Below are 10,881 nucleotides of genomic sequence, written 5' to 3'. Positions count from 1 at the left end.
TTAGGAGTGCTGCGAAAGTTGGCAGACGGGATCCATTAAACCTCGGGATTGTTTGCCTCATTGGTCGTAGGCATTAAGTAAATTGGTATCGGCGATCGTCCCTAGGTCGGCATCATACGGGCGCATCAACCGACATGCGACTGGAGTGCAGGGTTGTAGAATAGCGGCAGTGTGAACTGCAGATTAAGTAGCAATTGTGGATACGGTCAAACGTTTGGTATCAGAACCGGACACTGCTACCGGCAACGAATACGTGGTACGCACGCACTCGCTGCGGAAGGTGTACCGAACGGGGTTTTGGCTCAACCGCAAAGTTGAAACGCTACGCGACTGTACGTTGAGAGTACAGCGGGGTCAGACCTTTGGCTTGCTAGGTCCGAATGGGGCAGGCAAAACGACACTCTTGAAGATAATGCTCGGAATCACGCGACCGACATCCGGCGAAGCTTGGCTGCTCGGCAAACCACCGGGCGATCGCGCGGTGAAAAAGCAGGTTGGTTATCTTCCCGAGAACGCATATTTGTATGATTACTTGACCGGTTGGGAGTTCCTAGAATTCACCGCTAATTTGTTTGGGGTCGCGCCCGCGGTGCAGCGCCAACGCATACCGCAACTGCTGGATACGGTCGGACTTGCGGAGTCTGCAGCACGCAAAAAGAAAATGCGGCAGTATTCAAAGGGAATGCGGCAGCGGATTGGGATGGCTCAAGCGCTGATTAACGACCCGGATATTGTATTTCTCGACGAGCCAATGTCGGGTTTGGATCCGCTCGGACGATATCAAATCCGGCAAATTATTCTCTCGCTGCGCGCCTGCGGCAAGACAGTATTTTTCAATTCTCACGTGCTGGCCGATGTAGAGCAAATCTGCGATCGCTTTGCCATCTTGGCACGGGGAAAGTTACTTTGCGAAGGGTCGCTGGATACCTTGCTGGGCAGCACGAGCGACTATCAGGTTGCGGGTACGGGAGGCGAATCGGAAGCGCTAAAGCCTTGGGTGCAAAATCTCCATTTTGCCCCCGACGGCCGCTGGCGGGGACAGTTGCGCGGCAACCCAGATGAGTTCTTAGTCAGCCTGCACGACATGAACGCACAGCTTCTAGAACTGCGGCGCGCGCGCGCGTCGCTCGAGGAGTTCTTTCTGGAGCAACTGCACCAGCACGGATACGAAACCAGCCGGAGACAGGGGTAGATACTGTTGGGGGACGCTTCAATCTGGAGCGTCGATTCCCGTCTGCCCTAAGTTTGCACTTATTCGACCGCCGCGATCGCCTCAAGGGCGGCGTCCAGGGCGATCGCCACATGCGTCCAGTGCGTCCCCCCCTGACAAAACACGGTGTAGGGCTCGCGAAGCGGTCCGTCGGCCGACAATTCTAAGGTGCTACCGTCTACGAAGGTGCCGCCGGCCATGACTAAATCGCTGGCATAACCTGGCATGGGTGCCGGTGTTGGGTCGACGAAAGAATCCACCGGGGAGTGCTGCTGGAGAGCGCGACAGAAGGCAATTAACTTTTCTCTCGAGCCCAAGCGCACGGCCTGAATGACATCGCGGCGCGGCACCATCGGCAACGGGTTCACCGGGTAGCCCAAGCGGTCCATTACCCAAGCAATCAGATGGCTGCCCTTAAGTGCCTCGCCCACCATCTGTGGTGCAAGGAACAACCCCTGGAACAGCAACCGATGCTGGTTGAAGGTTGCACCACCTTTGCTGCCAATTCCCGGTGCGGTCAGCCGACAACAAGCTGCTTCTACCAAGTCCGTCCGACCGGCTACATACCCGCCTGCGGTCGCGATCGTTCCGCCTGGATTCTTAATCAGCGAACCAGCAATCAAGTCCGCGCCTACGGCTGGCGGCTCGAGCGTTTCCACAAACTCGCCGTAGCAATTGTCCACGAGACAAACAACCTCGGGATTTTGCTGCTTGACTAGTTTCACGATCCGCTCGATTGCCGTAATGTCCAAACTCTCTCGCCAGTCATAGCCGCACGATCGCTGAACGAACGCTACTCGCGTCTTTGGTCCCACGGCTGAGGCGATCGCGTCCCAACTCGGCGACCCTTGGGGAGTCAGCGGCACTTCTCGATAGGCGATGCCGAATTCTGCCAGCGAACCGACACTTCCCCGCACGCCGATAACTTCTTCCAGCGTGTCGTAAGGCGAGCCCACCACTGATAGGAGTTCGTCTCCCGGTCGCAATACTCCAAACAGCGCGCACGCAATTGCGTGCGTCCCGGAGACCAACTGCACCCGAACTGCAGCTGACTCCGCACCGACGATGCGAGCAAATGCGCCATCGAGCACCTGCCGCCCGAGATCGTCATGACCGTAGCCGCTAACACTGGCAAAGTGGTGCGCACCAAGGCGCTGGGTACGGTAGGCATCCAAGATTTTTAGGATGTTTGCCTTGACCTGGGCGTCAATTGCGTAAAAAATCGTGAATAGTGCTTTTTCTGCTTCTTGCAGCAGCTCCGTGCTGTTCATGCGCCAAGGAGAGGGCGGATTTTCCCCCATACGTCGTCTAAAAGCGTGCTTTGCATCAATCCGAGCAGAATATCACTGATAACACAACGCATTTGGGGTCTTGCATGACTGTTGCTACCGAAACCCGCCCGCCTGTCGATTGGGCAACCATCATCTACATGGCGCTGATCCACGGGGTCGCCCTCTTGGCTCTGTTGCCAAGTAACTTTTCCTGGTCGGCGCTAGGCGTGGCGTTTGTGCTGTACTGGATCACGGGCGGCATCGGCGTGACGCTAGGTTACCACCGACTGGTGAGCCATCGCTCCTTCCAGACACCGAAGTGGCTGGAGTACATCCTAGTCTTCTGCGGCACACTTGCGGCTCAAGGCGGACCGATCGAGTGGATTGGCATTCACCGCATTCACCACAAGTACTCAGACCTCGACCTCGATCCCCATGACTCCAACAAGGGATTCTGGTGGAGTCACATGGGCTGGATGCTCCACGAGCTGCCCGAGCACGTAGATTACTGGCGTTATACCCAGGACATTAACACCGACCCGGTATACCGATTCCTGCAGAATTATTTCATCCTCATCCAGGTAGCGCTGGGTCTGCTACTCTTCGCGCTCGGCGGCTGGTCGTGGGTGATTTGGGGTATTTTCGTCCGCCTAGTCGTGGTGTTCCATTGCACCTGGTTTGTGAACAGCGCCACCCATAAGTTCGGCTATCGCTCGCTGGACTCGACCGACTGTTCCCGCAACTGCTGGTGGGTCGCCTTGCTGACCTTCGGTGAAGGGTGGCACAACAACCACCACGCCTGCCAGTATTCAGCCCGGCACGGTCTGAAGTGGTGGGAGATTGACGTGACCTGGATGGCAATTCAGACGCTGCAATTTCTCGGGCTAGCCAAGAACGTCAAATTAATGGACGCTAAGGAATAGCATCCACTGCCTGCAGCCCTGTGCTCCGGTCGATGGAAGTACCGGGAAGGGTCGCACGACGATTGCGGCAGGCATTTGCCTGCCGTTTTTGTTGGCGGACCATGACGGCGCACGGACTCGTTCTCGAGACTCCGACGAGAAATTGTTATTTTGATTGAAAGGCTGAAGCGATCGCGTGACAGGCGATAAACCTGGTTCATGACGCGCCCGCTCATGGGAGTTTTAAGGAATAAGCCGTTTAAGAAGAACAGGTTTTTGCATTTATGAGTCCTACCGAAGCGATTCTCAACAACTCAGCAGTTGCTGATACTCCAGCTGCAGCCCGGCCGGACGACTTCGCCCACTTCGACAACTACGTGATGACCACCTACGGGAGGTTTCCCATTGCAATCGAGCGTGGCGAGGGCTGTCGCCTCTGGGATACCGAGGGTCGCGAGTATTTGGATTTCGTAGCGGGTATTGCCACCTGTACGCTCGGTCACGCACATCCGGCGATGGTTGCAGCCGCAACGCGGCAGATTCAGAAGCTGCACCACGTCTCGAACTTTTATTACATTCCACAGCAAGGCGACTTGGCACAGTGGATAGTCGATCGCTCCTGTGCCGATCGCGTCTTTTTTTGTAGCTCCGGCGCGGAAGCCAACGAAGCGGCAATCAAGCTCGCGCGCAAGTACGCCCACACCGTACTGGACATCAAGTATCCGACGATCTTGACGGCCCAAAAGAGCTTCCACGGCCGGACGCTGGCGACAATCACGGCAACTGCCCAACCGAAGTATCAAGAAAACTTCGACCCGCTAGTGCCGGGGTTCGCCTACGTGCCCTACAACGACATTACGGCCTTAGAGGACGCGATCGGGGATATCGACGAAGGCGATCGCCGCGTCGGGGCGATTTTGATCGAGCCGCTGCAAGGGGAAGGCGGGGTCCGCCCGGGCGATTTGGATTATTTCCTGCGCCTGCGGAAAATCTGCGACGAAACCGGCATTTTGTTGATCTGCGACGAGGTGCAGACAGGAGTCGGACGCACCGGCAAATACTGGGGCTATGAGAACCTGGGCATTGAGCCGGATATTTTCACAAGCGCGAAAGGACTAGCGGGTGGCATTCCCATCGGGGCGATGGCTTGCAAGCGCTCTTGCGATGTATTCGAGCCGGGCAATCATGCCAGTACCTTCGGGGGGAACCCTTTTGCCTGCGCGGTCGCGCTGGCAGTGGGTCAAACGATCGAGCGCGAGGATTTGCTCACGAATGCTCGCGCTCGGGGCGAGCAGTTGCGGACGCGCCTGAGGGCGATCGCGCAGCAACGTCCAGATGTATTTGTGGACGTGCGCGGTTGGGGCTTGATCGACGGTATGGAAATTGCCGAAGAGGCGGAGCTGACGTCAATCGAGGTCGTGAAGGCAGCCATGGAACGCGGACTGCTAATCGCTCCGGCAGGTCCTAAAGTTTTACGGTTCGTGCCGCCACTGACGGTCAGCGCCGAAGATATAGATCGCGCCGCCGACATCCTAACTGAGGTGTTGGATGCGAACTACGCTCGATAGCGGCTCCTGGATAGGTTGCAAGCAATTGGTGTAGCCCGACAGCTGCAACTTCACCAGTTCCCTGCAGTCTTCATTATTCATCAGCTATTTGTCAGCCCTTCATGCAGGAACGCAACCATTACCGCTCAGGGTGCGACTTCTTCGAGAACGGCTATCGCGTGGGGATGCACGCCGTAGCTGCCGCGAATTACGGCAGTTGCGCCCTGCCAATAGTTGCACTCGGGTTCGGCCCAGGCCGCAGTATCGATGCGGCGCACCCAAATTTGCGTCTCGCTTTCGATCGGTACGTGGAAGACTACGGGCTCGAAATGCATGTTAATCGCCACGAGGAAGTCGCGATCGCCCACTTCGCTGCCGTCGATTCGCAACCACACGCAGCGAGCGTGCTCCTGTAGTGGCGATCGCCCGTCCGCGGCCCGGAACAAATACGTTACGTCTTCACCGGCATCGAGCACGAAATCGGCGTAGATGGCTTGCTGCAGTGCTGGGTGTAGCTGGCGGAAGTGGGTGAGATAGCGCGCGAAATGAAAGAGCGGGTTGCACGCGGGAGGCGTAGCTGCCGTACCGAAGTTGTCGTGGTACGTGCCGCAATCGCCGGTAGGAATCGCCGTTGGTGCGTGGGTGGCGATTGCGTCGTAGTTGTTCCAGGTCGCGACGCTGTCGATGTTGTAAGGATTATTGTTGCCGTTTTGAGTGCGCCCGAATTCATCGCCCATGACGCACATCGGGACGCCGCGCGATAGAAACAGAACCGTCCAAAAATTCCGCAACTGCTGGCGGCGTAAACTCTTATCTCCCCCGGAATCCCAGGATAGGTTGGTGTCGCTGCCACCGTCGGCCGGACCGAACGGCCAAGGTGCATCGTTGTGTTTGCTGTTGTAGCTGACGAGGTCGAGGAGCGTGAAGCCATCGTGGGCGACGATGAAGTCGAGCGAGCGGTGCGGGCCGCCTTGATCCGCGAAGGCATCGTAATCGCCGTTGACCATGTTGGCAAATTGGGTAGCGATGCCGTCTCCGCGCAGAAACCGGCGGACGGCGTCGCGATAGCGTCCGTTCCATTCACCCCAGCCGGGTGGGAAGTGCCCGACCTCGTATCCCCAGAGATCCCAAGCTTCGGCAATAACCTCGGCGTCAAACTCTTCGCCGAGCTTGCGTATATCTTGCAGAAGGTCGTGGAGTGGGAAAAATCGACGCTGGCAATCCCAATCTTCGCCCCTGCAATCCGTTGGTGCCCGTCCGAGTACGGGTGCGAGGTCGAATCGAAACCCGTCGATGCCCATCTCGGCAAGCCAGTAGCGCAGAGAATCGAGCACCAAGTGACAGGCGGCACGACTGGAAAAATTGAGTTGGTTACCGCAGCCAGTCGCCCCGTCAACCAGCGTGCCCGCGTTCGTGAGCTGGTAGTACGCTGATGCATCGAAGCCACCCAACGTAACGAAGCCAGTGGTGTTGGGGTCGCCGTCCGGGTGACCGCCCTCGCCCGAGTGGTTGTATACCACGTCCAAGTAAACCTCAATGCCCTGGTCGTGGAAGGCTTTGACCATCTGTTTGAACTCGCGCGTCGGACCGCCAGGACTGCGATCGCGCGCGTAGCGGCGGTCGGGGGCGAAGTACGCTAGTGTCATGTAACCCCAATAGTTGCCGCCGGGGCGATCGCTGGGGTTGCAGTCGTTTGGGATCTCGTGGACGGGCAGCAATTCGATCGCCGTGAAGCCCAGCAGCTTGAGATAGGGAGCCATGTAAGCCGCCCCGGCGTAGGTGCCGCGACAGTCTGGCGGCACGTCTGCGATCGCCTCGCTACCTGTAATGTTGCTGAGGGCGAGGATTTGACTGAGGCGCGATGCGGACGGGTGTTTGGTCAAACCGCGCACGTGAGCTTCGTAAACGATCGCGCGCTCGGGTGGCAGATGCGGTTTCGTGCCGAAAGATGTGGTGTCGGGTGCCAGCACAATGCCTTTGGCGGCCCAACGACCGGTATCGATTTCTCGCCGGGGAATGCCGCGATATAAGCCCTCGCCTGTCTGGTAAATGCGACCGTCTTCACCCGCTGCCAATAGTTCGGGGGTTTCTGGGTCGTGGGAGAGCTCGCGCGTGTATGGGTCGAAAAGGACTTTGTTGGGATTGAAGCGATCGCCATTAGCATTGAAGTCGCGGCGGAATCCGGCGCGACTGTTGCCCCGCTGCCAAGCGGGGTCGTAGGGCCAGTTCCGTCCCCAGCAACGATAGGCATAGTACGTGCCGGGGGGGATGCCGCTCAGCCGTGCACGCCAGATGTCGTCGCGAAGGTTGCACTGCAACCAGCAGGAAAACTCGGCATCGATGCCGGTGGGGTGCGCGTACAGCTCCAACAAGACTCGGGTGGCATTCCGGGAATAGATGGCAAAGGAGACGGTGCCGTTAGCCAGGAAGTGCGTGCCGAGCGGATCGGTTGCTGTTGCCCAAGCAGTTGGCTCGGCCGGCGCGACAGTGACGAAGCGATCGCTAGTCAGCATGACAAAAGCAAAACAGTGCGCGCACGACAGTATCGCTAACGGTCTTTCAGGAGCGACGAAACCTTGAGGTGCATCATTATGGATGCAGCCGAAATCAAAACGAGCCGATCGTCTGCGCAGCGCGGATTTCGGTATCAGCTTAGCGTCAGTGCCTGTGGCGTTGGACTACAACACTCAAAACTTAATTTTGGCGCACATTCCGAACCAGCGAGGAGATATTTAGTAGCTATCATGACGTTCACAATGCGGTAAGCCCAGCAGCCGTAACTTTCTTGAGAGCATATTGACGGACCGAGTGGCTACACGCATCACTCGCTCGGGTAGCCTACAGCTTAGTTTGCCGATCGCCTAAAGCATCTCGCAGGCAATGCGATCGGTCGGGCGATCGCGCTTTTCGTCTTTTTACCTCAGATCCGAACGAGACTGATTGAGACAAGGCGATGTTGCCGTTGGTGCTGGCTCGACGCTTTATCCATACTTCACAGAAACCCTTTACTGAGGTGCCATCGTCTCAGCAGCAGCGGTGCCTTTATGGATCGAGTCGGGTTGCGATTGTCGTCGTGCTTGTGAAGAATTGTCAGAGGTTGTGGACTTCTGACAGCGTAGGTTTTAAGGAATACAGTCGCTCGTCCGAGCATGCGTCAAAATGATTTTCGGCCGGGCCGCAATTGTGCGGTGACACCAGCGGTTCTCCCTACAGGATGGTTACCAGCACATTGGGCTACTCTCAGTTGCAACCTCGCACCCGACCGCTCATCATTGTCTGCGGTATGGGCCGGACGGGGTCGAAAATCTTCCATTTGCTCCGTCGACAGGGAGCAGATGTTGTGGGCATTAGCGAACACCCCATGCCAGAAGAAGACGGCGCGCGGATCGTCGTCGGTGACCCCCGCTGCCCCGCCACGCTGACTGCCGCCGGCATTCGCGACGCAACGACTCTACTGCTGGCCCTCAGCGACGATGCCCTCAACCTGGGCGTTCTCACGCAGGCTCGGGTGCTCAACCCCGACGTCCGTATCGTCAATCGCCTGTTCAATCAGGCTCTGGGCGATCGCCTTGATAAGACGCTGCCCGGTCACGTCAGTACCAGCGTCGCCGCCCTCTCGGCCCCAATTTTTGCTTTCGCCGCGATCGGTCACCGCGCAATCGGCCAGCTCCAATTGTTCGGGCGCTGCTGGCCCGTCCGCGAGGAAACAATCAATGCCGACCATCCTTGGCTGGGGAGACCGCTCAGCGAGTTATGGGACAACCGCTCGCGGATGCTGATCGGTTTCTTCCCAGTCGGCGACACCCAAGGTCCGATCGAAGGCATCACTCGCAAACGCCGACTGCGGCAAGGCGATCGCCTGCTCGTCGGCACCCAACCGGTCGTACCGGACAGCCGACAGGCTCGCTGGCGCAAGTTACTGAAGGCGATCTCGCATTTGCGGCGATTCCACCACCATGCCGGTCCGGTTGTCAGCGTCATGGCGATGCTGCTGCTGACGATCTTTCTATCGGCAGTGACCTACGTGGTTGCAACCGATCGGCTTCCGTTCGTGGACGCACTGTATTTCACCGTCGGTATGATTACGGGTGCAGGCGGTCGGGAGCAGGTAGCCGAAACCTCCACCTCCGCCATCAAGGTCTTCACGGTAGTGATGATGCTCGTAGGTGCCGGTGTCATCGGCGTCTGCTATGCGCTGATCAACGACTTCATCCTCGGGAATCGCCTCAAGCAATTTTGGGATGCAGCCCGCGTTCCTGCCCGTCACCATTACATCGTCTGCGGCTTGGGCGGTATCGGCATCCAGATCGTGCGCCAACTTCACGAGCAAGGCTGCGAAGTAGTCGCAATCGAACGCGATCTGGACGGACGCTTTCTCCACGCCGCGCGGGCTCTGGGCGTTCCCGTCATCGTCGCCGATGCTAGCCTCACCTCAACCCTGGAAGCAGCGAACGTTCGCCATGCCGCCGCGCTTCTCGCCGTCACCAGCAACGACATGGTCAACGTCGAAATCTCACTGACGGCTAAAGCCATACACTCGCAATTGCACGCGATCGTCCGCCACCAAGACTCCGACTTTGCGCGCTCGGTCCAGGAAGTATTCTCCTTCGAGACGGTGCTTTGCCCGAGCGATATCGCCGCACCCTCCTTTGCAGCTGCAGCTCTGGGCGGACGCGCGATCGGCAACGGCTTGATCGACGATTTGTTGTGGGTCGCCATCGCCACCGAGATCGCCCCAGACCATCCATTTTGCGATCGCGAGGTGCAAGCAGCTGCGCTCGACGTTGGTGGCGTTCCGCTCTATCTCAAAACTCCTGAAGGCACGGTTCACGGCTGGCAACTTCTCTACACCCAGCTCGCACCGGGACACGTGCTCTACATCACGCTACCGGCCGCGAAACTCGATCAATTGTGGCACTTGCAGCCGTCGTTGCTAACAGCTTGACGCGAGTACCGTTGAGAAATATTAGTTCAGTGATTCGTTAGGTTTGCGAATTCCTCCCAAACGCTCTCAACCGAATCGATACCCTGTTAGACAACTCGAGTTCCCCAGTGGTGTTTGCCCTACTTGTAGATCCAGAGACACCAGTCCGTTTCCCGACATCCAATAGCAAGCAGTTGCACTAGCGCTTTTACCTGCGAACTCATGCCGGCGCTGCAGGCTAGCAAACGCTACGATGAAGAGTGAAGATGTTTAAGGAAATCGGTCAATTTGCAACTTCGCGATCGCGTTCTGACCTGGTTAGAGAACAGCGTGCCGCGCGAGCGCGTCCAGCACATTCTCGGTGTAGAAGCAATGTGCGCGGACCTAGCACGCCATCACGGTTACTCCGTTGAAACTGCCCGGCTTGCCGGTTTAACCCACGACCTCGCGAAGTTTTTCGACCCCCGCGATCTTCTGGTAAGGGCAACTGCAGCCGGGCTTGAGGTCGACGCAATTTGCGCCGAACGACCGCACTTACTCCATGCCGATGTCAGTGCGTTAGTGGCCCGAGATGAGTTTGGAATTACCGAACCGCAAGTCCTTGATGCGATCGCCAACCACACATTCGGCCGCCCGGAGATGGGGCCCATCTGCTGCATCGTATTCGCGGCTGACAAGCTCGAGCCCCATCGCGGCGACACCCCCGAGCTCGATAATATGCGTCGTACCTGCTTCGCGAATCTTTACCGGGGCGTACGTTATGTCTGCGACTATTCTCTAAAATACCTAGTTAAAACCTCCCGCCCGATTCATCCCCGTTCTGTTGCAACGCGCAATTGGGCTCTGAAGCGAGAGCGGGCGTAGACATATTGAAAACCCTGCTCGGGTCTCGGAGTTCGCAAGCAACGCAACCGACCAGTCCGCCGCACGAACAACTAGTCGGTCGAGTAGTGGCGCTTCGGGCGTATCAATTCCGTTCAATTGGGTTTGGTCGAGCCGCTACTTTAGAGACTCGCAATCTTGCAAA

7 protein-coding genes are annotated in these 10,881 nt (G+C 57.8%); 5 read left to right on the top strand and 2 right to left on the bottom strand.

The features are described 5' to 3' along the window. Positions 1 to 196 precede the first annotated feature (196 nt). On the top strand, positions 197 to 1,192 hold the full coding sequence (locus tag KR51_RS04230) for an ABC transporter ATP-binding protein (RefSeq protein ID WP_022605178.1): 996 nt from the start codon (positions 197 to 199) through the stop codon (positions 1,190 to 1,192). 59 nt (positions 1,193 to 1,251) lie between these two features. On the opposite strand, the gene KR51_RS04225 is transcribed toward KR51_RS04230, so the two are convergent. After that, complete coding sequence (locus KR51_RS04225; RefSeq protein ID WP_022605176.1) at positions 1,252 to 2,481, bottom strand: methionine gamma-lyase family protein; 1,230 nt, start codon at positions 2,479 to 2,481, stop codon at positions 1,252 to 1,254. A 104-nt stretch (positions 2,482 to 2,585) separates the two neighbouring features. On the opposite strand from KR51_RS04225, the gene KR51_RS04220 reads away from it, so the two are divergent. Continuing rightward, a complete protein-coding gene (locus KR51_RS04220; RefSeq protein ID WP_022605174.1) occupies positions 2,586 to 3,404 on the top strand; it encodes an acyl-CoA desaturase in 819 nt (272 codons plus the stop codon). 263 nt (positions 3,405 to 3,667) lie between these two features. Then, entirely contained in the window at positions 3,668 to 4,951 is a 1,284-nt protein-coding gene (locus tag KR51_RS04215) for an aspartate aminotransferase family protein (protein ID WP_022605172.1), read from the top strand. A 125-nt stretch (positions 4,952 to 5,076) separates the two neighbouring features. Here the strand turns inward: KR51_RS04215 and KR51_RS04210 are convergent, their stop codons facing one another. Beyond that, complete coding sequence (locus KR51_RS04210) at positions 5,077 to 7,443, bottom strand: glycogen debranching protein (protein WP_022605170.1); 2,367 nt, start codon at positions 7,441 to 7,443, stop codon at positions 5,077 to 5,079. Between the two features lie 701 nt (positions 7,444 to 8,144). On the opposite strand from KR51_RS04210, the gene KR51_RS04205 reads away from it, so the two are divergent. Together KR51_RS04205 and yqeK are read left to right on the top strand one after the other, a co-directional pair. Further along, a complete protein-coding gene (locus KR51_RS04205) occupies positions 8,145 to 9,875 on the top strand; it encodes an NAD-binding protein (RefSeq protein WP_022605168.1) in 1,731 nt (576 codons plus the stop codon). Between the two features lie 267 nt (positions 9,876 to 10,142). Further along, positions 10,143 to 10,718 (top strand): bis(5'-nucleosyl)-tetraphosphatase (symmetrical) YqeK, encoded by a 576-nt coding sequence (gene yqeK, locus KR51_RS04200; RefSeq protein ID WP_022605166.1) that lies wholly within the window; start codon positions 10,143 to 10,145, stop codon positions 10,716 to 10,718. The last annotated feature ends 163 nt before the right edge of the window (positions 10,719 to 10,881 follow it).

Origin of the sequence: Rubidibacter lacunae KORDI 51-2 (assembly GCF_000473895.1) — a bacterium.
In the GTDB taxonomy this organism is placed as follows: Bacteria; Cyanobacteriota; Cyanobacteriia; order Cyanobacteriales; family Rubidibacteraceae; genus Rubidibacter; species Rubidibacter lacunae.
The sequence above is the reverse complement of the archived record's forward strand: the minus strand, read 5'-3'. Positions and strand labels throughout refer to the sequence as shown.